Genomic DNA, 24662 nt, shown 5'->3' with positions numbered 1-24662 from the left:
GACGGCTCAACAGGTGGACGTGACGGCTCACCTGTCGGCCGGACCGAACGCCCGGTACGCGCGGCGCAACCGTTCGAGCAGTCCCGGCCCACCGATGGCCGGGGCCGGCGCTCCGAGCTGGCGCAGCAGCAGGTCGGTGCCGGTCACCAGTCGGGGCGGCCGATCCGGCAGCGGCACCGGCGCTGACCAGAACCGGTCCGCCGTGTCCGCCAGCGGCGTCGCCGACAGCCCGGCCAGCGCCCGAGCGGCGCCGACCGGCGCCACGACGTCCACTGTCGACACCGCACCGTTCGGTCCGGACGGTGGGTCGAGCGGTGGGGGCGCCGAGGTCGCACCGGTGGTCGCGGCCCGCCGGGCGCGGAGTTCGTCGAGCAACTCCGCCCGGGACCGACCGCGCCAGTGCAGCAGCTCGAACGGGTCCGCGTCGAACGCCTCGGCCAGCAGGTAGAACGTCGCCGCGAGGTGCTTGCACGGCACCGCGAAGTCGGGGCAGTTGCAGCGCTGGGTCAACTCGTCCACGGCGGCCGGGAAGAGCGGCGCGCCGGCCGCGGCGAACAGCTCCTCCAACTCGTCGGGGAGATCTCCGGCGAGCAGCCGGGCGCTGAAGAACGCCTGCCCGGCCAGCTCGTCCTCGATTCGGGACCAGAGCGCCGCCGGGAACGGCTTCAGCGCGATCGACACCTGGTACGGCTGCGGCCGGGAGCCCTGCACCACCGCGTCGACCCGCCCGGGGGTGATGTCGAGCGTGAGCACCTGACCGGCTCGCGCGTACGACCGGCCCCGGGTCAGCCGGGTGCCGAGCGCGAACGACTCCAGCACCTCCAGGAAACGCCGCGACCACCAGGACCTGCCGATCGCGCCCCGGGCACTGCGTGCCCGCAGACCCCCGTCGACCCGACGCGGACGCCCGTAGTCGGCGAACCGGTCGGTGCTCACGTCGGCGCTCCGCTCGCTCACTCCACCACCGCGCCGGCTTCCAGAGCGAACAGGTCCCGCAACTGGCCGGTGGACAACTCGGTGATCCACTGCTCACCGGTGCCGACCACCCGTTCGGCGAGGCTGCGCTTGTCGGCGATCATCGCGGCCACCTTCTCCTCGACAGTGCCGGCGCACACGAACTTACGCACCTGCACCCGTCGACGCTGCCCGATCCGGAACGCCCGGTCGGTGGCCTGGTCCTCGACCGCCGGGTTCCACCACCGGTCCACATGCACCACGTGGTTCGCGGCGGTCAGGGTCAGCCCGGTGCCGCCGGCCTTGAGGGAGAGGACGAACAGCGGCGGACCCTCCGCAGACTGGAAACGCTGCACCAGGGCGTCCCGCTCGGCCTTGCCGAGGCCACCGTGCAGGAACAGCACCTCCCGGCCGAACCGCGCCGACAGGTGACCCCGCAACATCGCACCGAACTCGGCGTACTGGGTGAAGAGCAGTGCCCGCTCCCCCGCCGCTAGCACCTCCTCAAGGATCTCGGTGAGCCGAGCCAGCTTGCCGGAGCGGCCCTCCAGCGGTGAGCCGTCGCGCAGCAACTGGGCGGGGTGGTTGCAGACCTGCTTGAGGCGGGTCATGGTGGCCAGCACCAGGCCGCGTCGTTCGATGCCGTCGCTGGTCTCGATCCGGGCGAGCATGTCGTCGACCACCACCCGGTACAGCGCGGCCTGTTCCGCCGTGAGGTTGCAGAGCACCTCCATCTCCAGCTTCTCCGGCAGGTCGGAGATGATCGACGAGTCGGTCTTGAGCCGGCGCAACACGAACGGGCCGGTGATCCGGCGCAGCCGCTCGGCGGCCTCGACGTCGCCGTGCCGCTCGATCGGCTCGGCGAACCGTTTGCGGAACGTCGCGGCCGGCCCGAGCAGACCCGGGTTGGCGAACTGCATGATCGACCAGAGGTCGGCGAGGCGGTTCTCCACCGGTGTGCCGGTCACCGCCACCCGCTGCCGGGCGGGCAGCGCGCGAACCGCCTCGGCCTGCCGGGTCGACGCGTTCTTGATCGCCTGCGCCTCGTCCACCACCACCCGGTGCCAGTCGATGCCGGCCAGGTCGGCGGCGTCGCGGGCGGCCACCGAGTAGGTGGTGAGGACCAGGTCCGCGCCGTGCGCGGCCGCCGTGAACTCCGCCCCCCGCGCCCGCTCGGCACCATGGTGTACGTGCACCCGCAGCTCCGGGGTGAACCGGGCCGCCTCCCGCTGCCAGTTGCCGACCAGCGACATCGGACAGACCAGCAGGGTCGGCCCGGCCTCCGGTGGGTCCCCGGCGAGCAGCGCGAGCAGTTGCACCGTCTTGCCCAGCCCCATGTCGTCGGCGAGCACACCGCCCAGACCGAGTGAGCGCAGGAAGGCGAGCCAGGCCAGCCCCCGCTGCTGGTACGGCCGCAGCGTCCCCCGAAAGCCCGGTGGCGGGTCCAGCGGGGTGAGCCGCCGCTCGACCGCGCCGGCGAGCAGGTCGCCCAGCGCCCCGTCGGCGGTCACCTCCAGCACCGGCAGCTCGCCGGTGGCCTCACCGTCGGCCAGCCCGAGGCGGAGCAGGTCGGCGACGGTCAGCTCGCCCGCGGAGCGGAGCAGGCGCAGCCCGGCCGCGAGCCGCCCCGGGTCCAGTTCCACCCACCGCCCGCGGAGCCGTACCAGCGGGGTCTTCGTCTCGGCCAACGCCGCCAACTCCTCGGCGGAGAGCGGCTGGTCACCGAGTGCGATCTCCCAGCGGTAGTCGACAAGGGCGTCCAAGCCGACACCGGCGTCGGTGCCACCCACGGTGCCCGGCGCGGTGCGGCTGCGCGCCCGCAACCGGGCGCCCAGTCGCGCCGACGGACGCTGCCACCAGGACGGCAGCAGCACCCCGAAACCGGCCGCGTGCAGCACCGGTGCGCCCGCGCTGAGGAACCGGTGCGCCCCCTCGACGTCGAGTTCCATCGCCTCCGGGGCGGCGGTACGCAGCGCGGCGTCCAGGTCCGGCCAGAGCCTGCTGGCCCTGCCCAGCTCGGCAAGGAGCGTCTCCTGCGGGTTGGTCGTCCGGCCAACCAGGCCGCCGAGGGTCTGCGGCGCTCGCCAGATGTCCCCGGCATCCACGTGCAGGCCGGGTTCGTCCGCGGCCTGCAACCCGAACTCCAACCGCCAGCGCCCGGCACCGATCGACCCGACCGACACCGACGCGCTGTCGGCGGACACCGACCCGGGCGCGCTGTCGGCGGACCTCACCCGGGTGGCCAGGATCGGTTCGGTGACCTCGTCGGGGGCTGGTTCCACCAGGCGGAAACTGGCCCGCACCGGGCCACCGGCGGCGTCGCGCTGCCAGGCGTCCAGTTCGGTGGAGAGGCTGTCCAGCCTGGCCGGGTCGATGGTGAAGTCCCGCTGCGGGCCGGCGAGCGCGGCGAGCCAGGCCGGCGCCGGACCACCAGGGCGCAGCCCCCGTGCCAGCGTGGTGGTCGCCAGCGCGGCCCGCGCGGCGGCGTCGGTGAACGCGTCGAGCGCATCCGCGACCAGGGCGGCAGCGGTCAGCTCAGACCCGCCCGAACCAACAATCGCCGCAGCGGAGGTGGCGGCGCTCCCAGTGGGCCCCTGAGCAGCGCCGGCGGACGACGGCAAGGCGGCGGACGGCGACGCGGCGGTGGACGGCGGCAACGCGGCGGTGGACGGCAGGACGGCAGCGCGGGCGGCGGGTGGCAGGGCCAGCGCCAGCGCGCGCCCAGGCGGCGTCGGTGCCGGTCAGCAGCGGACGCCAGACCGCCTGCGCGCGCACCTGCCCGCCCGACGCCGTCGTCGCGCCCGCGCCGGGCGCCCAGTCAACCGTCGTCATGCCCGCGCCGGCCGTCGCCGCGCCTGCGCCGGGCGTCTGGTCGACCGCCGTCGCGCCAGCGCCGGGCATCCGATCGGCCGTCGTCGCGCGCACGCTGGGGAGGACGCGGCCACGGGTCACCAGGTCGGCGGCGAAGTCGACCAGTTCGGCGAGGTGCCGCAGGGTGGCCCCGGGCACCGCCGGGATGTCGTCCAGGGCTCGCAGCAGCGAAAGGGCGTCGTCCGGGGCGTACACCAGGGTGGGGACCCGCCACCCGGCCAGGGTGAGCCGGCCGCGGGCCGCGGGTGCGACTGTGGTCCGGATCAGTTCGGGTGAGTCGGTCGGCGCGCCGGCCAGGGTGGGCAGGGTGATTAGCGCGGTGTCCGACCGGCTCGGCTCGGCGGCATCGGCGAGGACGGTGGCCAGGTCGGTGTGCCCGGCCGCGAAGGGGTGCGGGCGTTCCCGGGCCGGCCGGCCCGTACGTGCAGCGGGAATCGGTGCGGTGCTGTCCTCGGCCCAGACGGCGAGGCCGCCGGTCGAGCTGCCGCTGGGCAACCACAGCCCGTGGATGACCAGCACCTGCTCCCCCTAGTCGCCGCCCGCCCCCAGCTTAGGCGGCCCACCCGGCCCGGCGTCCGCGCCCACCGGCCCACCTGCGCGATCTTGCACTTTGTGTCGACGTTCGGCGAAGAGTGCACGTTTTGTCGCAGCAGAAAGCGCAAGATCGCGGGGACTGGAGGTGGGTGCGGCAACGGACTAGCGTCGGCGCTGTGGTCGATCTGCTGGTTCTTGGTGGGCTTGGGGTGGACGTACGGGTTCGCGTGCCCGCGCTGCCCCTCCCGGCTGCCGACTCCCACACCGTCGAGCCGATCGAGCTGCGGATCGGCAACACCGGCGCCGGGGTGGCGTTGGCCGCCCGGGCGCTCGGCCTGCACGTACTGGTGGTCGACACCCTCGGTGCGGATCCGGGCGGTGAGCTGGTCCGGGCGGCGTTGACCCGGGCCGAGGTGCCGGCGCTGCTGGCCGAACACCGGGGCGGCACCCGCCGGTCGGTGAACCTGGTGGACCCGGGCGGGCGGCGCACGTCGCTGTACGACCCGCGCCCATGGCAGGGTGATCCACCGTTTCCCGCCACCGAGTTGGCCGCACTGGTCCGCGACGCCCGGCACGTCCACCTCTCGATCATGGATTGGACGGTGCCGTTGCTGCCCGCCGTGCGGGCTGCCGTTCCGACGGGCGTGGCGCTCTCCACCGACCTGCACGACTGGGACGGCGAGAACACCTACCATCAGCCGTTCGCGGAGGTCGCCGACCTGGTTCTGCTGAGCGCGGTGCGGTTGGGCGACCGGGCCGCGTCGCTCGCCGGCACGTTGGCGCCCCGGACGGTGGTGGTGACCCGTGGCGCGGACGGCGCCGACCTGTACCCGGGCGACGGCACTGCGGTATCCGTGCCGCCCGCCGTCGCGGGAAAGCCGGTGGTGGACAGCAACGGGGCGGGCGACGCCTTCGCGGCCGGCCTGATCGCCGCCCGGCTGCGCGGTGAGCCAATGGCGCGTGCCGCCCGGTACGCGGCGCGGGTTGCCGCTGCGGCCTGTACGCATGACGGGATGGAGTACCCACCGGGCCTGTTGCCCACCGGTTGACGGCCGACGGAGTGCGGCGACCCCTGGCTCAGAGGGCGCCGGCCTCGCCGTCGGTCAGCTCGCGCAGAATGTCGGCGTGGCCCGCGTGCCGGGCCGTCTCTTCGATCATGTGCGCCAGGATCCAGCGCAGCGACACCTCACCGAGCTGCGGGTGCGGCACCACGTGGTCGAGGTCGATGCTCGCGGCGACCGCCCGGGAGCGGGCGCAGGCCCGCTCGTACGCCTCGGTGAGACCGGCGATGGTTTCCTGGTCGCTCAGCGTGAAGCTGGCGACCGCGTCCTCCTCGGAGGTCAGGTAGACGTCGCCGGGCTCGGGTGCCAACAGGGTCGGGAACCAGTTCCGCTCGACAAGGGTCAGGTGCTTGACCAGCCCGGCGAGTGTGGTCGCCGACGGCACCAGCCGGCGTCGGGCGTCGGCGTCGGAGAGACCGCGCAGTTTGCGCAGCAGCACGGCCCGGTGGAAGTCGAGGAACGAGGTCAGGACGGCGCGTTCGTCGCCGGTGCGGGCGAGCACCGGACCGAGCGTGGGATCGATCGTCTGCTCCATCCGCCGACAGTAGCCACGGGCCGGGCGCCCCGCTGCCCCGCTATCCGCTGCGGGCGGGCGCTGGGCCGGGCAGGATGGGCGCATGGCTTCATCCGTGCAGATCCTTCTCGTCGGCGGCACGGCGGACGGGCAGACCATCACCGTCGAACTGGACAGCAACGGCCGTCCGCCACTGACCCACCACCACCTCGGCTCCGGTGGGCTGGCCGACGCGCAGATCTACGAGTTGGAGACCGCCCGCGAGGAGGCCCGCGAGTGGCGCTACCGGTGGACCGGCCCGGCGGTGTGACCGCCCGCTCAGACCCGGGTGAGGGTCTGGCTACGCAGGCTCTCCAACACGCCTCGGGTGACCTCCGAGGTGCCCCGCGCCTGATCGCACACGTCGGCCACCCGTCGTGCGGTGGCCTCGGCGCGTTGCTCCCGCTCGTCCCAGAGTCGGTCGACCTCGGCCAGCAGCGGCCCCTCGACCTCCCGCTCCACCCCGCGTAGGGCCGGCACGCCGAGTCGTTGGGCCAGGTCGAAGACCTTGCCGGCGTACGGCAGGGGCAGGAACGGCGTACCGACCATCGCCGCGAAGATCAGGAAGTGCAGGCGCATGCCGACGGCCAGGTCGAAGTGGCGCATCAGCCCCAGCACCTGCTGCGGAGAGTAGGTGCCGTGCAGGATCCGACCTCGCTCGGCGGCGACCATGTGCGACAGCACACCGTGCGAATGCCTGATGTCGTCGCGCTCCATCGGCACGAACAGCACGTACGCGTCGATCCGGTGCACTAGGAAGTCACCGATCTGGGCCAGCAGCCGGTGGTAGCCGTCCACGTCGAGGCGTTCGGCGGCCCGGCCCGGCTCCCGCACGCTGATCCCGACGAGGCGCTTGCCCACCGGCACACCCTCCTCCGCCAACAGGTGAGCCGGGAACTCCTCCGGTTGCAGGAGGAACGCCGGGTCCGCGGTGACCGTGATCGGGTTGAGCAGGCCGGCCTCCTCCAGCACCATCCGGGACTCCTGGTCCCGGACTGTCACCTGGGTCGCGCTGGAGAGCGTCTCCCGGACCATGCCGGTGTCCACCGCGTCGCTGAGCGGCCCGACCCCCACCGCGTACGTGATCAGCGGCAGGCCGCGTTCCTGGGCCACCCGGACCACCCGCAGGTAACGGCGGGCCTCCCGGTCGTACAGGATGCCGCCGCCGCCCAGGATGAGCAGGTCCAGCTGGGCCAGGACCAGTGCCGAGTCGGTACGGCTCACGCCTTCCCAGGGCACCGCTTCGACATCCGGGTGGGCGGCCCGGGTGTGTTCCGGGTTCCGGGAGAAGACGATGATCCGGGCGTTCGGTTCCTGCGTACGCAGATCGGTGAGCAGGCCGGTGAGGATCGCCTCGTCGCCGAGGTTTCGCCCACCGTACGAGCCCAGCACACCGATGGTCAGTCCGGCGCCGTGCGTCATCCGTCGCTCCTCCCCAGGTGCGGTCCGCGCCGGTTTCCCGCTGGGCCTGTGAACAGTCCTGCCGAGGGGACCCGTCCCGGGCCGCCGCCGGCTCAGCTCCCCGGGGTGAGGCGCTTCGCCATCTGCTGCGAGGTGACCTCGAAGCCCAGACTGCGGTAGAGGCCGATCGCCACGGCGTTCGTACCGAAGACGTTCAGTCCCAGCTCGGGCACACCGCGTTGGGCGAGTTCGGCCTCGATGAGCTGGATCATCCGCCGCGCGTACCCGCGTCCCCGGTGCTCCTCGTGCACCTCGATGTTGTGGATCCAGGCCTGGTTGGGGGCGGCGGCCGTCGGCAGGGTCACCCAGATCCAGCCGACCTCGGCGTCGCCGACCCGGCCCACCCGCAGCAGCGCACCCTCGGTGGCCACGCCGGCCGGCAGCGACTCCCGGATCTGGTCGACCGACCGTTCCAGGGCCGCCTGCGGGGTCATCCCCCGGTGGGCCACCAGGTCGTCGGCGTACCCCTGCACCAGTGGCCCCCGCAGGCGGTCCAGCTCCGGTGCCGTCATCGGCGTCAGCGTCAGCTCCACAGCGTCTCCCCTCCATCGTCGCCAGCGGGTAGTGCAGCAGAGCCGACTCGGACGCGCCAACTGATTCACCGCCGGGTGCGGACAGGGGGCTGCCCCGGCCGGGCCGCCCGGTCAGGATGCCGTCGGCGGCGGATCCAGCTGGCGTGCCAGGTGCGCCAGGTCGTGCAGCCGCAGGTCGCCGTAGAGTCCCTTCAACGCGGCGGTCATCGCCCCGGACGCCCGCCCGGCCCGCAGGCCGACCTCGGCGTCCTCGACGACCAGGCACCGCGCCACCGGTACGCCCAGCAGCGCCGCGCCCCGCAGGTAGCCCTCCGGGTCCGGCTTGCCGACGCTGACGTCCTCCACCGTGACGAGCACCGGCGCCTTGATGCCGACGGCGTCGAGCCGGGCCTCGGCGAGCCGCGCGTCGGCGCTGGTCACCACCGCCCAGGGCAACCCCAGCCGGGCCAGCACGTTCAGCAGTTCGTGCGCACCGGGGGTGGCGGTCACGTCGGACAGGTCGTCGTACTGCAACGCCAACTGCCGGGCCGCGGCGATGCCGACCGCTCTGTCGTCGAGCGCGGGCAGCAGCCGGCGGATGGTCCGGTCGGCGGGGCTGCCGTGCGCGATGGCCAGCGCCGCAGCAGGGTCGACGGCGTACTCGGCGGCCCACCGCTCCCAGGCCCGCTCCACGGCGGCGTCGGAGTCGACCAGGGTGCCATCCATGTCGAACAGCACCGCGCCGATGCCTGCCAGTTCCACGACCACTCTCCCCGCATCCCTCGGCCCCACCCTCCCCCACCTGGCAAGATCCGCGCAACTTCGGTGATCCGGCTGTCTCGTCGCCCGGTGAGGCAGCAGGATCGGTGAAGGTGCGCGGATCATGGCGGCCCACCGCGTCCGCAGGCCGTCGAGGATCGCGGGAATCGGACCTGAGGGTCGCAACGAGGGGTCCGATAGCCGCCAGACGACGAGGCCGCGCGGCCAGATGATCGTTTGCATGACGACGACACTCAACGACAGGGTCGCCCTGGTGACCGGCGGTTCTCGGGGCATCGGGGCCGGCATCGCCCTGCGTCTGGCCCAGGACGGGGCCGACGTGGCGCTGACCTACCGGCAGGACACCGAGCGGGCCGCGACAGTGGTGAAGCAGATCGAGGCGCTGGGCCGACGGGCGCTGGCGATCCAGGCGGACGGCGCCGACCCCGCCGCCGTGCAAGGTGCGGTCGACCGGGCAGCCGCCGAACTGGGTCGGCTGGACATCCTGGTGAACAACGCCGCGGTGTTCACGGTCGGCGCCGTGGACGAGCTTGGCTCGGCCGAGGTGGAGCAGACCGTCGCGGTCAACATCCGGGCACCGTACGTCGCCGCGCGGGCGGCGCTGCGGCACCTGGGCGAGGGCGGACGGATCATCAGCATCGGCAGCAACGTCGGTGAACGGGCGGTCTTTCCCGGGCTGACGCTCTACGCGATGAGCAAGACCGCTCTGGTCGGGCTGACCCGGGGCCTGGCCCGGGAACTGGGCTCCCGGAACATCACCGTCAACCTGGTCAACCCGGGGCCGACGGACACCGACGCCAACCCGGCGGACGGGCCGAACGCGGCGGCGATCACCGGATTCACCGCCGTCGGCCGGTACGCCCGCCCCGCCGACATCGCGGCCACCGTCGCGCACCTGGCCAGCCCCGAGGCCGGCTACGTGACCGGTGCGGTGGTCAACGTGGACGGCGGCTTCACCAGCTGACCCTTCGACCCGGACGCTCCGCAGCATGGCTGGGCTACTTGGCCAGGTGATAGGCGTGGTGCTCAGCGGCGCCGCCTGGTTGGCACGATGGTCAGCAGCACGGTGAGCACCCGCCGGGCGTCGGCGCGGCGTTCCTTGTCGGAATGGAGCGTGGCGACAAGCGCGACCACAGTCAGCAGGAGGAAGTAGGCAGCAGCTGCGGCGCCGAGGAGGTGCCAGAGGCCAGGCGGAATTTCAGGGATATTACGACGCAATCCGTACATAGCAGAGCACCTTCTGCTAGAGGGGTGCTCCTGCTAACGCCGCCGATCATACCTGGGTATCGCCGCATCCGGTGTGGGCGCGCCGAGGCTCGGAAGACACACCGCTCCACTGATAGCCGCCCCTCGCGACTTCAGGGAAAGGCGTCTCCCGGTGCCTCGTCTGACTCCTCGTGGTGGGCCTGCGCCCCGCAGGCTTCACGCTCGGCCACTTCAGCTATTGACATTGGCCGATAACGAGGCCCCGGCGGACAAAGCGGTGAAGGCTGCCCTGATGCTCGGCCAGTCACCTAGGGGCCGGCGTTCGCGCACTGGCATGCGGCGATCAGGATTCGTGACCCACCACCGGGCGTACGGCGTCAACGAACGAGATCCGGCGCTTCGTCCGTACCTCGATCGCCGCGAGCCAGCGCTCCCGGTGCCGGTCGCGCAGCGGCGCACTCCCGTCGCCCGGCTCGCCACCGAACCGACGCTGGTCGGCGCACTCAGTGGTGAGGCTCGTCAACACGGCGCGGCCGGCCGTCGCGACCTCCACCGGGCCCTCCAGGAACACCAGGTTATACGCCTCGTCCACGGCGCGCATCACCGCATACGCCTCATCGTAGCCGGGCGCCGGCGGGCCCCGCCTGCGTCCAGCCACCGCTGGTCCAACTGCCGGTACGCCTAGTCGCAGGCGCTCATCAACCCGACGTACGAGGCCCGCCGCAGCTCATCCCGACGCGTCGCCCGGCGCTCGGCGCTCTCTTGTCGGGCGACGGTGAGCTGGTGGGCCAGTTGCCGACGGATGCTGAGCGCGCCGACCAACCCGGTCAGGGCGGCGGCGGCCAGCGTGGAGAGTGAGGTTATGAGCGCGACGGCGACGGTGTCCTGCACCCGCCCATCATGGCGGTACCGGTCTGGCCCGCCCACGGGACCGCCCTCCTGCGACACGCATGTCTGACTTACCGGAGGTAGCCGAAACGACGGCGGTGACTGGAGGCACGGCGGTTGAAGTGCACGAGGCTGCTAAGCGTCGTGGGGAACTTTTTCAGCCCACTCCGTGGCGCCGCAGTCAACGCACTCCATCCGCAGGGAGATCAACTATCTGCTGATAGCTGCGCCAATGTTGAGATTCGAGAGACATGAATCCGACAGGTGTCGTGTTTGTGATTGACGGCTCCCGACCCGCAGTGCCCTTATTGTTCCTCGGCGCAGCCGCATGAATGTTCCGGCATGGTCACATCTATTAGGATGTACCTCTCGCGAACGTCGCCAACCACCACCTCGCCGAAATTCCTGCCATCCCCTAGGACCGACATGTCCGACTCGCAACGAACCAATCGGGCCGCGCTTACCGCAGCGCTCCTTGCTGCTGCCGTCCCCCCTACCGCAGGAGCGGTTCTTTTTCGAGACCTTTACAGGGACAATCCCGCGATCCTGATTGGCGGGATTATCCTCTGGGAGGTTGTCCTCTTTCTGTGGATCTTTCTAGGCAAAATCGTGGATGAGCTACAGAAGCGATGGTCGGAAAGAGTAGTAGACGTAGTCGACCAGTGGCTGATACGAACGTTTTCGCGCTACGGACGAAAGTATCACAGATACCTGCGGGAACTATATCTCGACATGGACCTAAAGGGCCTACCGCTGCGCGGGATATATTCACTATCAGCGGACCAGGTATTCGTCGACATCAGCCTCTTCCCGCAGCCGATCCACGAAATACCTAGCGGGCTGCTCGAGGGAGGCGAGCCTCAGGCAGACCGATTCCTGCCAGGGACCCGTCTTCACGTATGGGAACTACTACGTCGACACGGCAAGCGTCCTGATCCGCTTGCGATACTAGGCCCGCCTGGCAGCGGAAAAACTACACTTCTCAAGTACATGACGCTGACTATGTTGCACCGCGGCCGAAAGGCCCGACGCCTTGGCGCACCGAGGGCGAGGATGCCAATCCTTCTCTTTCTCAGAGAGCACACCAAAACCATCATTCAAGATGGCGATACCACCCTTGCGGCCCTGGTGAGAACCTCGCTTATGGGTTCACCAGCAGCAGCCGACCCACCCCGTTGGTTTGAGAAGCAACTGGGCAAGGGGCGGTGCGTCATCCTACTCGATGGTCTTGATGAGGTAGCAGAACCCGAAGATCGGCGTCAGGTCGTGGATTGGGTCGACCGCCAGATTGCAACTTATCCCGACAACAATTTCGTAGTGACGTCCCGGCCATACGGCTACAAGTCCTATCCGATTAGTCGCGCGACATCGGCGCGGGTCCGACCCTTCACCGAACAACAGATCGAACTTTTCGTCCATCAATGGTATCTAGCGACTGAACAGCGACGAGCCGGCCGGATCGATGCCGGGGTTACGTTCAGAGCACAAGATGGTGCCAAGGATTTGATGCGACGCTTGCGTTCGAACAACAACCTTCACGCGCTTGCCGTAAACCCGCTCCTCCTAACAATGATCGCTCATGTGCACTACTACCGAGGAGCACTCCCAGGCACACGAGCCGACCTCTATCGCGAGATATGCCAGGTGCTTCTAGGGCGACGACAGGACGCCAAGCAAATCTCGAGCGATCTCTCCCTTGATCAGAAGGAATACGTGATTCAGCACCTCGCCTTCGAGATGATGCGGAGAAGGAAGGTTCGAGTCGCCGCCGACGAGGCAGCCACCATCATTGCCCCGCACCTCAGACGAATGAGCATCCGACTAGACACGCGAGATTTTCTGCAGGTCATCAGAGATGAGTGCGGCTTGCTGCTGGAACGAGAGACGGGGATTTACGCCTTTCCCCATCTCACCTTCCAAGAGTTCCTATGTTCGCGATATATTGCCGAAAAAAAGTTGGAGTCAGTGCTGGTCCAGAGCGTTACCGACCCCTGGTGGCGCGAGACAACTCTGCTCTACGTCGCGCAGCAGGGCGCCGACGCCGTTGTGGAGGCGTGTCTAGCGGAAGCCGCGAGCCAAGCAGCGCTCGAGTTGGCGGTTGGCTGCTCCGACGAAGCCCGAGAACTATCGCCAGAGTTGCGCGCAAAGCTCGAGGAAGCGTTAAGTTCGAATGCGGCGGGGGGCAACCCTGAATCCCGCGCCATGGCGGCCACGGTGATACTCGGTCGGACGATGCGTGAGGCGGTTCGGGTAAATGAGGGCGGATGGCTCAGTCGGAGCCCGATTTCCGTCCGTGAGTATGAATTCTGCCTAGCGCGGTCGTCGCATCTAACCCCCCAGTCCGACCCTCAGCGCCACGCTCTGATTAACAGAGAATCAGAGGTGCAAAAATTTGTTAGGTGGGCGTCGGGCATCGTCGGTGAGGTTCGGTTACCAACATCCAAGGAAGTAAGCGTAGCCCTCTCGGACGATTTGCTAACTTTTTCGGAGTGCGCGATTTGGACTTCGGGCCCTGACAGCACTTTGAATCTATCTGCCGAACACCTGCCGCCGATCACTGACTTCGAGCAGCGCGCCCGGGATCAGTTACGCCAGGACGCCGTCGCCTTTCTGCGTTTCGTTGCTCATGAAGACGAGGCAGCTGCTGAGGCGCAGAACCAGCAGGTCCTTTACACCATCGAACGAAATATGCCCCGTCGGCTTGCTGCTCTCGTGAGCCTTGCTACCTCGTTGGACTTTCGGACGCCACCGGCCGATGTGCGATTCCTCCTGGATAAATCCCAACTCACGTTGAGCGCATTTGATGCCACCCTTGGTAGAACCACTACCACTCACGTGCGCTATGACGATTGGCGCGGCAACTCCCTGGACGGAATCGGGCGAAATCTACCCGACCTGCCGTCTTTCGTCTGTCCAACACAGAGGAATGCCGTGAGTGCCGAGCAGATATTCGAGAAAGCCGAGGCACTCATCCGAGTTAGAGGTGGTCAACGAGAAAAAGCGCAGGGGCCTGGGATGCTTCGCCTCGTTGCTGCAATTGCAGGCATCCTTCGCGGCCTCGTTTCCGACAAGAATTTCGGCGAGTCTACCGCCCAAAAATCAGAGAAGGGGCAAAACTCGGCAGAATTCGATTCCAACAATATGGATCACCTTCTTCTAATTGCGCGAGTAGCGTCTGCCGCAGCTACTCTAGAGCTGCAATTGACCGAACAGAGCCTTGCGCCCGGCAGTCCGGGGCCGAACCACCTGTCGAACAGTCGGGTCTTTCCATCACGGATGCGGCGCGCCTCGAATTGGTATCCAATCCTGGCCCAGCTGACCAGCGAACTCTGTGTGCTTGAATGGCGGCGAAATGGCGAGCTACCTGTGAATGAGGTTGTACACCTGGCACGCAACTGACATCACCGCGTCGGAGGCTCCTCTAGTTGAGCGCCGGTTGACGCCGCATGCCGTGACCGAGGCCGTCGTGAGTATGAGGCGCGAGATCATGGGCAGGCGCCCACCTGCCGCAAACGCCGGCCCGAGGCGTCGCAGAGGCTCGTTGGCCCCGGGGCGGCTCGCAGGGCCGTCGCGCAGCGATGCGTAGCACCCTGGTCGGAGGGGCGGCCCTATCCGCCGCGCCGCACCTCTACGAAGGCCGTCGGCAACTCGCCTGACGGGGCATTCGACGTCACCGTGCTTACGCTAGCTGCCGGCCCGTGAACCTCAACCATCCTCGGCGCTGCCGTCTGCGGCGGCCCTTGTATTTCCGCTTCCCGCGCAGAAGACGTTGGGAATGATCCGTGCGCGGTCGGTGTCGGTAATGCCCTCGACGGCCTCGGCGATGTTGAAGGGCCGGAGGATGGCCCGCGCCCGATTGCTCCGGTCGCCGCGTACACCGCGACCATGTGCTCAGCCGTGACCTTAGAGGCCGCGTACGGGCTCTCGGGGTGCAGGTCGAGGTCTTCGGACAGTGCGCCGTGGTGCTGCGACCCGTAGACGATGTTGGTGGAGGCGAAGACCTGGGAGGCTGGCGCCGTGGTTGTCCGCGCGGCGTCTAGGGCCATGAGTAGGTTCAGGATGCCGGTCGCGTTGACGTCGAAGTAGCCCAACGGGTCAGCGAACGAGTCCCGCCCGCTCGTCAACGACGCAAGGTGTACGACTCCGTCGTATCCGCCCTCCTGAACGATCTCGAAGGCCCGCGCACGGTCCCGGATGTCCCCCGTGACCAACTCGACGCCGGGCGGTGGGATGCGACCACCGCGACCTCGGCTCATTGCCGTGAGCCGGTGCCCCGCCGACTGAGACGGCAACTGAGACGAACAGGGCCACCGGCGTCTCGGTGGCCCTGTTCGCTTACTGGTCGGAGGGTGGGCGCGGCAGGTTTCGAACCTGCGACCCCTCGCTTGTAAGGCGAGTGCTCTCCCACTGAGCTACGCGCCCGGATCGCCCGTGTGGCGGGCCGGTGGCTGGCAAGCTTACCTGCCCGCCACCGACCCGGGCGCACGGCGTACCCCGGTCAGTTTGTCGCTTCGGCGATGGCCTTGCGCCAGCCCTGCTGGTCGCGGGCCTCGCCCGGGCCGTTCATCTCGGCGAAGCGGACCACTCCGGTCTTATCGATGACGAAGGTGCCCCGGTTGGCGAAGCCGGCCACCTCGTTGAAGACCCCGTACGCCTGGGCGACTGCGCCGTGCGGCCAGAAGTCGGCGAGCATCGGGAACTGGTAGCCCTCACGGTCGGCCCAGATCTTGTGGCTGTAGGCCGAGTCGACGCTGACGGTCAGCACCTGGACGTCGTCGTTCACGTACTCGCCGAGGTTGTCGCGCACCTCGCCCAACTCGCCCTGGCAGGTGCCGGTGAAGGCGAGCGGGTAGAAGACCAGCAGCACGGTGCGTCTGCCCCGGAAGTCCGAGAGACGGACCTCCTGGTTGTTCTGGTCCTTGAGCACGAAGTCGGGTGCTTCGGCACCAACCTCGATGAGCATACGAACTCTCCTCGCGTCGAGTCGGGTGACGGCGTCAGCCTGCTACCCGGCGGTGGGCGGACCGTCGGGCGAGCGGAGCGGCGCTGGCTACTTCTTGGCCTTGGCCCCTCGGCGCAGCACCAGACGTGCGCCGCTCCAGTCCCGGCCGGCGTTGACCGTCGAGGTCTGCTGAAGGCCGGCGGTGGGCGCGGACTCCGCGACCTCGCTCGGCTCGACGTGCCCCTCGCGCCCCGCCTTCGGGGTGAGCAGCCACACGACGCCGTTGTCGGCCAGCGGGCCGAGGGCATCGACGAGCAGCTCGAAAAGGTCACCGTCGCCGTCCCGGTACCAGACCAGCACCGCGTCGACCACCTCGTCGGTGTCCTCGTCGACCAGATCTCCACAGCGGTCGGTCAGGGCGTCTCGGAGATCCTGGTCGACGTCGTCGTCGTACCCCATCTCCATGACGACCATCCCCGGTTCGATCCCGAACCGGTCCGCCAGGCTGCGTACCCCGTCGGCGGCCTGACCAGCGGTCGCGCTCACTGTCGCGTGCCTCCTCATCTCGTCCCTGCTCGCGGCGTCGGTGCGACGCCGTCAGGCAAAGTCCACACAGTTGTTGGGCTGCGCGCAAGTGGCGCACCGGGTGGAACGGAATTTACCGTGCCAGCAGCGTACGGGCACCGTCGGTAATGGCTTCCGCGGAGACCAGTACGTGACGTGCTGCCGGACCTAATGGTACAAACGAGTCAACTGCCGCCACTCGACGCGCGGCACCGACATATCCGGCGTCGACAAGCGCGGCGATCACGCCCTCGCCGACCCCGCCGGAGCGGCGCGTCTCGTCCACCACCAGCACCCGGCCGGTCGCCGAGGACTCCCTGATGATGTCCGCCACCGGCAGCGGAGCCAGCCAACGCAGATCCACCACGCGGGTGCCCACCCCCTCCTCGGCGAGGACCGCAGCGGCCCGCAGCGACATCCGCACCCCGTTACCGAAGGTGATGATGGTGAGGTCGTCCGCCGAGCCGACCCGGTAGACCCGGGCCCGCCCGATCGGCACGTGCCCGGCCACCCACCCACCCGGCTCCGGATAGCCGGCCAGCCACTCTCCGTCACCATCCCTGTACAGGTCGCGGGTGTGGTAGAGCGCTATCGGTTCCAGGAACACGCAGACGCTCCCGTCCACCGCCGCGCTCGCCAGACAGGTCCGCAGCATGGGCGCGGCATCGTCCGGTCGCGCCGGCACCGCGACCACCAGACCGGGCACATCACGGAGTACGGCCACCGAGTTGTCGTTGTGGAAGTGCCCGCCGAACCCCTCCTGGTACGCCAGGCCCGCCACCCGCACCACCATCGGGTTGCGGAACGCCCCCTGCGAGAAGAACCGCATGGTGGCCGCCTCACCGCGCAGCTGGTCCTCGGCGTTGTGCAGGTACGCCAGGTACTGGATCTCCGGCACCGGCAGCATCCCGGCCAGCCCGGCACCGAGACCCAGGCCGAGCACCGACGTCTCGTCGAGCAGGGTGTCGAAGACCCGGGCCGCCCCGAACCGGTCGCGCAACCCCTTCGTCACCCCGTACACGCCGCCCTTGGCGGCCACGTCCTCACCGAAGAGCGCCATCTGCGGGTGGTCGAGCATCCCGTCGGCGAGTGCCGCGTTGATGCTCTGCGCCAGGGTCATCGGCCCGGCCAGCTCCGGCGGCTTGCCGCCGAACGCCTCCGCTCGGGCGCCCGCGCCCGGCCCGCTGGCCCGCGCCGCGGCGTCGGCCACCGCCCGCGCCACCCGCACCGGACGACGTGGGGCCAGCGCCGACACCACGTCGGCCGCGGACGCCAGCTTCGGCTCGCCCAGCACCTCCTCCGCCAGCCGGCGTACCTGCCAGCCGGTCTCGTCGTACCGGGCCAGCAGCTCCTCGCCGGTCGCCACGCCGGCATCGACCAACAGCCGCGCGGTGGCGGCCACCGGGTCCCGGTCCAGGTCCTCCACCAGCTCGGCCGGGCTCCGGTACGCCGACTCCGCGTCCGCCCCGGCGTGCCCCATCAGCCGTACGGTGCGCAGGTGCAGCACGGCCGGCCGCCGGTTGCGGCGTACCCAGGCCGCGGCCTCCGCCGCCACCTCGTACGTCCGCACCGGGTCGGCTCCGTCCGCGCTGAAGTAGCGGATGCCCGGCTTGGCCCGCAGGGTCGCCTCGACCCAGCCCTCCGGTGAGCGGACGCTGATGCCCAGCCCGTTGTCCTCGCAGACGAAGAGCACCGGGATCCGCAGCCCCGCGTGGTCGTACCACCCGGCGGTGTTGAAGGCGGCGGTGGCGCTGGCGTGGTTGACCGAGGCGTCGCCGAAGGAACAGACCACAATGGCGTCCGGTGGCCAGGGGGCGTGCGTGGCGCCCGCGCCGCTGCCCACCCGCACGCCGGCCCCGGTACGCCGACCGGCGCTGTCCAGCCGGCGCAGCCGCTCCACAGCCAGTCCCATTCCGACCGCGCGGGGCAGGTGCGAGGCGATGGTCGAGGTGGTCGGCACGATGGCCAGGTCAGCCCGGCCGAACACCTTGTGCCGGCCCCCGGCGATCGGCTCAAGGCTTGACGCGACCATCCCGCGCAGCACGTCCCGGGCCGCGTCGGCGTACGCCCCGAAACCGTTGCCGACCCCGGCCGCCGGTGTCGATGCGCCGTCGACGGCAGGCTCCGATTCGGACACCTGCGGATCGGCGTTCGGCTCGGGGCCACGTGTCGATGCGCCGTCGACTGTCGACCCACGTTCGGAGCGCTCGGCGGCAACGGTCCGCGCTCGGTCGGCGTCCTGGTCGGGGTCGGCGGACCGGGGCGGGTCAACGGACGACTCGGAGTCGGTGGCCAGCGTCGGGTCGGCGGCGACCTGGGCGGCGCGGAGGCAGTAGAAGGCGCCCGAGCGGTAGTGCAGCAGCGCCGGATCGGTGGGACGCAGCGCGGCGGCGACCGCGGCGTTGCCCTCGTGCCCGGCCGAGCCGATGGTGTAGAAACCCTCCCCGAAGCTACGCAACCAGCGGCCGGCCAGGTCGAGCTGCCGGCTGGTCACCTGCGCGTCGAACAGGTCCAGCACCTGTGCGCCGGTCAGCGGGGCGTCATCGGTGACCGGGTCGGCGGGGTCACGCCGCCGCTCGGCGGCAGGCAGCGCCGCCAGCGTCTCCCGGAACCGGTCGTCGAGATCTTGCGGGGTGGTCACGTCGGACAGCATTACCGACGGAAGCCCTGCTCGCCCAGTGGGACACGGCCGGCAGGGGTGCGCTCACTCCGGGCCGAAGGATTCCGGACAGCCGCCGTCGGACACCTTCCAGACCAGGTCACGAAGGGTGCTCAGCTCCTCGTCGCTCAGCCCGGACAGGAGTCGGGAGTCGGACATCACCTCGATCACCCGGGCTCGCACGACGCGACCCTCCTCGGTCACCAGCAGCGTCTTCTGCCGCCGATCCGTCGGGTCGGTGCGGCGCTCGACCAGCCCGCCCTGCTCCAGCTTGTCGACCAGCACCGTCACGTTCGACCGGTCACAACCCAACTGACCGGCGAGATCCCGGGCCGGCAACGGGTGGTCCGGGTCCAACTCCCGCAGCGCCCGGGCCGCCGCCGGGGTGAGCCCCAACTCGGCGAACGCGGAGCCCTGCCGGTGCCGCAGCGCGGCGGTGACGTGTGCCATCCGTCGCACCACATCGGCGGCGAGACCGGCCCGATCCGCCGGCCCGCCCACAGCGGAACCCACCTGCCGCGTCACGACCACATCGTACGCCGCACACCCGTCGCGGCAGCTCAGCGATCAGGTCCGGGGGCGGGCCTGGCCGCCGGAGCTGCGCAGTTCCAACACACGACCGGACGGGCAACACCGGCCCGTCCCGACCTGCGGCCGCCAAGCCCACGTCCACGCCCCGCCGCCGGTCATGCCGCCGCCGGCCGCCACGGCTCTGCCATTGCCGTGTCCGGGAGGCGTCAGGCAGGCTGTCGGTGCCCACGTCGCCCTGCGCCGCCGGGCGATCGTCGTGACCCCGATGCCTCGCGACCGGCGAGAGTCGGCGGCGAGCACGAGGAGGTGCTGTGGCAGACAAAGCCTCTTTCGTCTCGGCGATCGCGGCGGCGCTCGCCGCGGTGCTGGCCGCGCTGAACATCTACTACTCAGGGCAGCGCGAGCGGGAACGCTGGGCGAGAGACGTGCTGGTCGACGTGCTCGTGACCTTCCTGGATTCGAGCTTCGACTCGTCCCGGGCGGTCCGGGACCACCTCGAAGGAACGGCGGCAGATGACGCCCCGGACTGGGTGGCACGGGTCGAGACCGCGCACCGGCAGAAGATGGCCGCTCTCACGAAGATCCGCCTCCTCGCACCCGGGCGGGCCGTGGACGCTGCCGTCGGCCTACACGAAGCCGACTACCGCTTCGCCCGACTCGGGTCGGCGCACCCGATCCCGACCGCCGCCGAGATCAGCCTGGTTCACGAGGAGGTCTGGGCCGCGCGTCGGCAGTTCATCGCCGCCAGTCAACGAGCGGTCCGCCTGCGCTACCGGGACGCACCGACCCGCAGCCTGACCGGCATGCGGAGCCAGGGTCTGTTCCGCAGGCGGTAATCCGATCCGCCCAACGTTCGACGAGGTCGACGCCCGACGAGGTCGACGTCCGACGAGGTCGACGCCCGACGCCCGACGTCCGACGAGGTCGACTCTCAAGATCGCGCAACATCCTGGTTGTAGTGGCATCCGGCGAACCGCAGACCACTAAATCCAGGATCGAGCACGATCTTGGCTTGGCTTGGCGGCGCGGGGCGCGGGCGGCGCGGGGCGCGGGCGGCGCGGGGCGCGGGCGGCGCGGGGCGCGGGCGGCGCGGGGCGCGGGCGGCGCGGGGCGCGGGCGGCGCGGGGTGCCGGGCAGGCGGCGCGGGGTGCCGGGCGGGTGCGGGGTGCGGGCGAGGTCAGGCGGGGAGGAAGGAGAAGCGGACCTGGCGTGTCGGGTTGTCGCCGTTGGTGTCGACGAGGCAGATCGACTGCCAGGTGCCGAGCGCCAGTCGACCGCCGAGCACCGGCAGCGTGGCGTACGGCGGGATGAACGCCGGCAGCACGTGGTCGCGGCCGTGGCCGGGCGAGCCGTGTCGGTGCCGCCAGCGGTCCTCCGTGGGGAGCAGGTCGTTCACGGCGCTGAGCAGGTCGTCGTCGGACCCCGACCCGGTCTCGATGATCGCCAGGCCGGCGGTGGCGTGCGGCACGAAGACGTGCAGCAGGCCGTCGCCCTCGCCCGAGACGAACTGCTGGGCCTCCGCGGTGATGTCCCGGACGGTCGGCCGGGACCCGGTCTGGACGGTGATCACGTCGCTGCGCATACGTCGCATTCTGCCGCAGGGTGGGGTCAGGAGCTGCCGCCACCGCCACCGGAGTCGCCGCCACCGGACCAGCCGCCGCCGGAGTCACCGCCGGACCAGCCGCCGCCGGAGTCACCGCTGGACCAGCCCCAGCCGGACCAGCCTCCCCCGGAGTCGCCGCTGCCGCCGGCCGGCTCCGTACCGTCGGAGCGGTCGTGGTCGCCGTCGCGCTGGTGGCCGACGTGCCCGCTCCCGGCGTCCCCGGCGGGCATCGGGTAGAAGCCGTACCCGGCGGCGTCCGAGTCCGGACGGCGGCGGCGGCGGCGGCCATCGTGGCCGTTCAGACGGGCTGCGCGGATCGCGTCGCGCAGCAGACCCGCGCCGAGCACGGCCACCAGGGCGCCCAGGGCCACCAACCCGACCATCGGCAGATTGCCGGAGGCGAGGCCGACAGCGCCAATGACCAGGCCAACCACCCCGACAACGATCATGCTCGCGGCGACCGCGACACGGCGTCCGTTCATGGCGGTAACGGTAGGAGTAGCGGTCAAACCGGTCGGGTTTCACCGGGTCGTCGCGCTAACTTACTGGCGAGTACCTGTGTTCAGCATCGCGTCGGGGGGACCTAGACGTGACGACGGGTGCCACCAGGGGGCAGGATGGCGCTAGAGACCTATCCCACACACAACCGAGGGAACGCCTGTGGCTACGGAACGCAAGCGCCCGGTGATCAGCGACGGCCTACCGAGCCAGCTTCCGGACATCGACCCTGAAGAGACCAGCGAATGGGTCGAGTCGCTTGACGGTGTCATCGACGAACGCGGGGCCAAACGCGCCCGCTACGTCATGCTGCGCCTCCTGGAGCGCGCCCGTGAGCGCCAGGTCGGGGTTCCGCCCCTGACCACCACCGATTACATCAACACCATCCCGTCGGAGCGCGAGCCCTGGTTCCCGGGTGACGAGCACGTCGAGCGGAGGATCCGGGCGTACGTCCGGTGGAACGCCGCCATGCTGGTGCACCGGGCTCAGCGCCCGGAGATCGGCGTCGGCGGGCACATCTCCACCTTCGCCAGCTCGGCGTCGCTCTACGAGGTGGGCTTCAACCACTTCTTCCGGGGCAAGAACCACCCGGGCGGTGGCGACCAGATCTACTACCAGGGCCATGCCTCCCCCGGCATGTACGCGCGGGCGTTCCTGGAGGGGCGGCTCAGCGAGCACCAGCTCGACGGGTTCCGCCAGGAGCTGTCGCACCCCGGTGGTGGGCTGCCCTCGTACCCGCACCCTCGGCTGATGCCGGACTTCTGGGAGTTCCCCACCGTCTCGATGGGTCTCGGCGGTCTGAACGCGATCTACCAGGCCCGGTTCAACAGGTACCTGCAGCACCGCGGCATCAAGGACACCTCCCAGCAGCACGTCTGGGCGTTCCTCGGCGACGGCGAGATGGACGAGCCGGAGACGCTGGGCGCCATCGGTGTGGCCGCCCGCGAGGAGCTGGACAACCTCACCTTCGTGATCAACTGCAACCTGCAGCGGCTGGACGGCCCGGTGCGGGGCAACGGCAAGGTCATGCAGGAGCTGGAGGCGTTCTTCCGGGGCGCCGGCTGGAACGTGATCAAGGTTGTCTGGGGCCGTGAGTGGGACCCGCTGCTCGCCGCGGACACCGACGGCGCGTTGGTCAACCTGATGAACACCACCACCGACGGCGACTACCAGACCTACAAGGCGGAGTCGGGCGCGTACGTGCGGGAGCACTTCTTCGGCCGGGACGCCCGGACCCGCAAGATGGTCGAGCCGCTCAGCGACGACGAGATCTGGAACCTCAAGCGGGGTGGGCACGACTACCGCAAGCTCTACGCGGCCTACAAGGCGGCCACCGAGCACACCGGTCAGCCCACTGTCATCCTGGCGAAGACGATCAAGGGCTGGACGCTCGGCTCGCACTTCGAGGGCCGCAACGCGACCCACCAGATGAAGAAGCTGACGCTGGAGGACCTGAAGACCTTCCGCGACCGGCTCTACCTGGACATCCCGGACTCGGCGCTGGAGGACAACCCCTACCTGCCGCCGTACTTCCACCCGGGCGAGAAGTCCGACGAGATGGCGTACCTCAAGGAGCGGCGCGAGCAGCTCGGCGGGTACCTGCCGTCCCGGCGGACCAGCACGAAGCGGCTGGCCATTCCCGGCCCGGAGCGGTTCGCCGACATCAAGCGCGGCTCGGGCAAGCAGAAGGTGGCCACCACGCAGGCCTTCGTCCGTCTGCTCAAGGACGTGATGAAGGACAAGGAGTTCGGCAAGCGTTGGGTGCCGATCATCCCGGACGAGGCCCGCACCTTCGGTCTCGACTCGATCTTCCCGACCGCGAAGATCTACTCGCCGCACGGCCAGCGCTACACCTCGGTCGACCGCGAGCTGTTCCTGTCGTACAAGGAGTCGACAACCGGGCAGATCCTGCACGAGGGGATCAACGAGGCCGGTTCGGTGGCCTCGTTCACGGCTGCCGGCTCGGCGTACGCCACGCACGACGAACCGATGATCCCGATGTACATCTTCTACTCGATGTTCGGGTTCCAGCGGACCGCCGACGGGCTGTGGGCCGCGGCCGACCAGATGGCCCGGGGCTTCCTGCTCGGCGCCACAGCGGGTCGGACCACGCTCAACGGTGAGGGCCTTCAGCACGAGGACGGGCACTCGCTGCTGATCGCCGCCACCAACCCGGCGGTGGTCGCGTACGACCCGGCGTTCGCGTACGAGATCGCGCACATCCTGGAGCAGGGTCTGCACCGGATGTACGGGGACGCGCAGGAGAACGTCTTCTACTACCTGACCGTCTACAACGAGCCGACGCTGCAGCCGGCCGAGCCGGCCGACGTGGACGTGGAGGGCCTGCTCAAGGGCATCTACCGCTACTCGCCGGCGCCGCAGGTCGACGGCCCGAAGGCCAACCTGCTCGCCTCGGGCACCGGGATGCAGTGGGCGCTCAAGGCCCAGCAGCTGCTCGCCCAGGACTGGGGGGTGGGCGCCAACGTGTGGTCGGTGACCTCCTGGACCGAGCTGCGCCGCGACGCGGTGGAGACCGAGGAGTACAACCTGCTCAACCCGGGCGCCGAGGCGAAGGTTCCGTACATCCAGCAGAAGCTGGCCGAGGCGGACGGGCCGAAGATCGCGGTCAGCGACTTCATGCGTGCGGTACCGGACCTGATCGCCCGCTGGGTACCCGGCGACTACACGTCGCTCGGCACCGACGGTTTCGGCATGTCGGACACCCGGCACGCGCTGCGCCGGCACTTCCACGTCGACGCGGAGTCGATCGTGGTGGCCACGCTGCGGCAGCTCGCCCGCAGCGGCGCGGTGGCGGCGACGGTGCCGGCCGAGGCCGCCAAGAAGTACGCGATCGACGACGTCAACGCCGCTCCGGTCGGCGAGACCGGCGGCGACAGCTAGACAGAGCACAACCCCAGAAGGGCCCGGCGCTGACGCGCCGGGCCCTTCTGGCTGGTTCCCCACACCACACCCGTACCGGGTCGATCAAGGAGTTGTGGTGGTGGACGAAGGGGACACATCATCGCGCACCAGGCACCACAAGTC

Annotated in this window: 20 protein-coding genes, 1 tRNA gene and 3 pseudogenes; 6 read left to right on the top strand and 18 right to left on the bottom strand. The window is 70.0% G+C overall.

The window, feature by feature from the left end; all coding sequences use genetic code 11:
- Nucleotides 1–27: 27 nt before the first annotated feature.
- Both AB0B98_RS10515 and AB0B98_RS10510 read right to left on the bottom strand, forming a co-directional pair.
- Nucleotides 28–957: an SWIM zinc finger family protein gene (locus AB0B98_RS10515; protein WP_357361915.1), complete on the bottom strand. Its 930-nt coding sequence runs from the start codon at nucleotides 955–957 to the stop codon at nucleotides 28–30.
- Nucleotides 954–4344, bottom strand: a pseudogene (locus AB0B98_RS10510) (DEAD/DEAH box helicase). The gene AB0B98_RS10515 and the pseudogene AB0B98_RS10510 overlap by 4 nt, the downstream one beginning before the upstream one ends.
- Nucleotides 4345–4535: 191 nt before the next feature.
- On the opposite strand from AB0B98_RS10510, the gene AB0B98_RS10505 reads away from it, so the two are divergent.
- Nucleotides 4536–5408, top strand: a complete 873-nt coding sequence (locus AB0B98_RS10505; protein WP_357361913.1) for a carbohydrate kinase family protein — start codon at nucleotides 4536–4538, stop codon at nucleotides 5406–5408.
- A gap of 28 nt (nucleotides 5409–5436) precedes the next feature.
- On the opposite strand, the gene AB0B98_RS10500 is transcribed toward AB0B98_RS10505, so the two are convergent.
- Complete coding sequence (locus AB0B98_RS10500; protein ID WP_238671474.1) at nucleotides 5437–5955, bottom strand: DinB family protein; 519 nt, start codon at nucleotides 5953–5955, stop codon at nucleotides 5437–5439.
- An 82-nt stretch (nucleotides 5956–6037) separates the two neighbouring features.
- Between AB0B98_RS10500 and AB0B98_RS10495 the strand changes: the two genes are divergently transcribed.
- Complete coding sequence (locus tag AB0B98_RS10495) at nucleotides 6038–6244, top strand: hypothetical protein (RefSeq protein WP_030488784.1); 207 nt, start codon at nucleotides 6038–6040, stop codon at nucleotides 6242–6244.
- Between the two features lie 8 nt (nucleotides 6245–6252).
- Here the strand turns inward: AB0B98_RS10495 and AB0B98_RS10490 are convergent, their stop codons facing one another.
- The 3 genes from AB0B98_RS10490 to AB0B98_RS10480 form a co-directional block, all read right to left on the bottom strand.
- Nucleotides 6253–7395 (bottom strand): polysaccharide pyruvyl transferase family protein, encoded by a 1143-nt coding sequence (locus AB0B98_RS10490; RefSeq protein WP_357361911.1) that lies wholly within the window; start codon nucleotides 7393–7395, stop codon nucleotides 6253–6255.
- Between the two features lie 92 nt (nucleotides 7396–7487).
- Nucleotides 7488–7967 carry a GNAT family N-acetyltransferase gene (locus AB0B98_RS10485; protein ID WP_357361909.1) on the bottom strand — a complete coding sequence of 160 codons (480 nt, stop codon included), beginning with the start codon at nucleotides 7965–7967 and terminating at the stop codon, nucleotides 7488–7490.
- Nucleotides 7968–8078: 111 nt separating this feature from the next.
- Nucleotides 8079–8708 carry an HAD-IA family hydrolase gene (locus tag AB0B98_RS10480; protein WP_357361907.1) on the bottom strand — a complete coding sequence of 210 codons (630 nt, stop codon included), beginning with the start codon at nucleotides 8706–8708 and terminating at the stop codon, nucleotides 8079–8081.
- A 238-nt stretch (nucleotides 8709–8946) separates the two neighbouring features.
- Between AB0B98_RS10480 and AB0B98_RS10475 the strand changes: the two genes are divergently transcribed.
- Nucleotides 8947–9690: an SDR family oxidoreductase gene (locus tag AB0B98_RS10475; protein WP_357361905.1), complete on the top strand. Its 744-nt coding sequence runs from the start codon at nucleotides 8947–8949 to the stop codon at nucleotides 9688–9690.
- A 62-nt stretch (nucleotides 9691–9752) separates the two neighbouring features.
- Here AB0B98_RS10475 and AB0B98_RS10470 read toward each other — a convergent pair whose 3' ends face one another.
- From AB0B98_RS10470 to AB0B98_RS10460, 3 genes are all read right to left on the bottom strand, one after another.
- Entirely contained in the window at nucleotides 9753–9953 is a 201-nt protein-coding gene (locus AB0B98_RS10470; protein ID WP_357361903.1) for a hypothetical protein, read from the bottom strand.
- Nucleotides 9954–10275: 322 nt separating this feature from the next.
- Entirely contained in the window at nucleotides 10276–10533 is a 258-nt protein-coding gene (locus tag AB0B98_RS10465; RefSeq protein WP_357361901.1) for a hypothetical protein, read from the bottom strand.
- Nucleotides 10534–10613: 80 nt separating this feature from the next.
- Nucleotides 10614–10823, bottom strand: a complete 210-nt coding sequence (locus AB0B98_RS10460; RefSeq protein WP_357361899.1) for a hypothetical protein — start codon at nucleotides 10821–10823, stop codon at nucleotides 10614–10616.
- Between the two features lie 339 nt (nucleotides 10824–11162).
- On the opposite strand from AB0B98_RS10460, the gene AB0B98_RS10455 reads away from it, so the two are divergent.
- Nucleotides 11163–14219, top strand: a complete 3057-nt coding sequence (locus tag AB0B98_RS10455; protein ID WP_357361897.1) for an NACHT domain-containing protein — start codon at nucleotides 11163–11165, stop codon at nucleotides 14217–14219.
- 209 nt (nucleotides 14220–14428) lie between these two features.
- Here the strand turns inward: AB0B98_RS10455 and AB0B98_RS10450 are convergent, their stop codons facing one another.
- The 7 genes and pseudogenes from AB0B98_RS10450 to AB0B98_RS10420 form a co-directional block, all read right to left on the bottom strand.
- Complete coding sequence (locus AB0B98_RS10450) at nucleotides 14429–15076, bottom strand: GDP-mannose 4,6-dehydratase (RefSeq protein WP_357361895.1); 648 nt, start codon at nucleotides 15074–15076, stop codon at nucleotides 14429–14431.
- A gap of 94 nt (nucleotides 15077–15170) precedes the next feature.
- Nucleotides 15171–15242: transfer RNA gene (locus AB0B98_RS10445), tRNA-Val, on the bottom strand.
- A 76-nt stretch (nucleotides 15243–15318) separates the two neighbouring features.
- Complete coding sequence (locus AB0B98_RS10440; RefSeq protein ID WP_238671480.1) at nucleotides 15319–15783, bottom strand: peroxiredoxin; 465 nt, start codon at nucleotides 15781–15783, stop codon at nucleotides 15319–15321.
- Between the two features lie 87 nt (nucleotides 15784–15870).
- A complete protein-coding gene (locus tag AB0B98_RS10435; protein WP_030330240.1) occupies nucleotides 15871–16308 on the bottom strand; it encodes a DUF3052 domain-containing protein in 438 nt (145 codons plus the stop codon).
- Nucleotides 16309–16420: 112 nt separating this feature from the next.
- A pseudogene (locus AB0B98_RS10430) lies at nucleotides 16421–18391 on the bottom strand (thiamine pyrophosphate-dependent enzyme); the annotation flags it as partial.
- Between the two features lie 243 nt (nucleotides 18392–18634).
- A pseudogene (locus AB0B98_RS10425) lies at nucleotides 18635–18979 on the bottom strand (transketolase); the annotation flags it as partial.
- Between the two features lie 51 nt (nucleotides 18980–19030).
- On the bottom strand, nucleotides 19031–19435 hold the full coding sequence (locus tag AB0B98_RS10420) for a MarR family transcriptional regulator (protein ID WP_357362022.1): 405 nt from the start codon (nucleotides 19433–19435) through the stop codon (nucleotides 19031–19033).
- 392 nt (nucleotides 19436–19827) lie between these two features.
- Between AB0B98_RS10420 and AB0B98_RS10415 the strand changes: the two genes are divergently transcribed.
- A complete protein-coding gene (locus tag AB0B98_RS10415) occupies nucleotides 19828–20352 on the top strand; it encodes a hypothetical protein (protein ID WP_357361893.1) in 525 nt (174 codons plus the stop codon).
- Between the two features lie 341 nt (nucleotides 20353–20693).
- On the opposite strand, the gene AB0B98_RS10410 is transcribed toward AB0B98_RS10415, so the two are convergent.
- Nucleotides 20694–21098: a YjbQ family protein gene (locus AB0B98_RS10410; RefSeq protein WP_238670059.1), complete on the bottom strand. Its 405-nt coding sequence runs from the start codon at nucleotides 21096–21098 to the stop codon at nucleotides 20694–20696.
- A 26-nt stretch (nucleotides 21099–21124) separates the two neighbouring features.
- Nucleotides 21125–21601 carry a hypothetical protein gene (locus AB0B98_RS10405; RefSeq protein WP_238670060.1) on the bottom strand — a complete coding sequence of 159 codons (477 nt, stop codon included), beginning with the start codon at nucleotides 21599–21601 and terminating at the stop codon, nucleotides 21125–21127.
- Nucleotides 21602–21779: 178 nt separating this feature from the next.
- On the opposite strand from AB0B98_RS10405, the gene aceE reads away from it, so the two are divergent.
- Nucleotides 21780–24518, top strand: a complete 2739-nt coding sequence (aceE, locus tag AB0B98_RS10400) for a pyruvate dehydrogenase (acetyl-transferring), homodimeric type (protein ID WP_308193520.1) — start codon at nucleotides 21780–21782, stop codon at nucleotides 24516–24518.
- The last annotated feature ends 144 nt before the right edge of the window (nucleotides 24519–24662 follow it).

This window comes from Micromonospora sp. NPDC048947 (assembly GCF_040649495.1).
In the GTDB taxonomy this organism is placed as follows: Bacteria; Actinomycetota; Actinomycetes; order Mycobacteriales; family Micromonosporaceae; genus Micromonospora; species Micromonospora alfalfae.
Note: the sequence above shows the minus strand (reverse complement) of the source record. Positions and strands in the feature narration are given on the sequence as shown.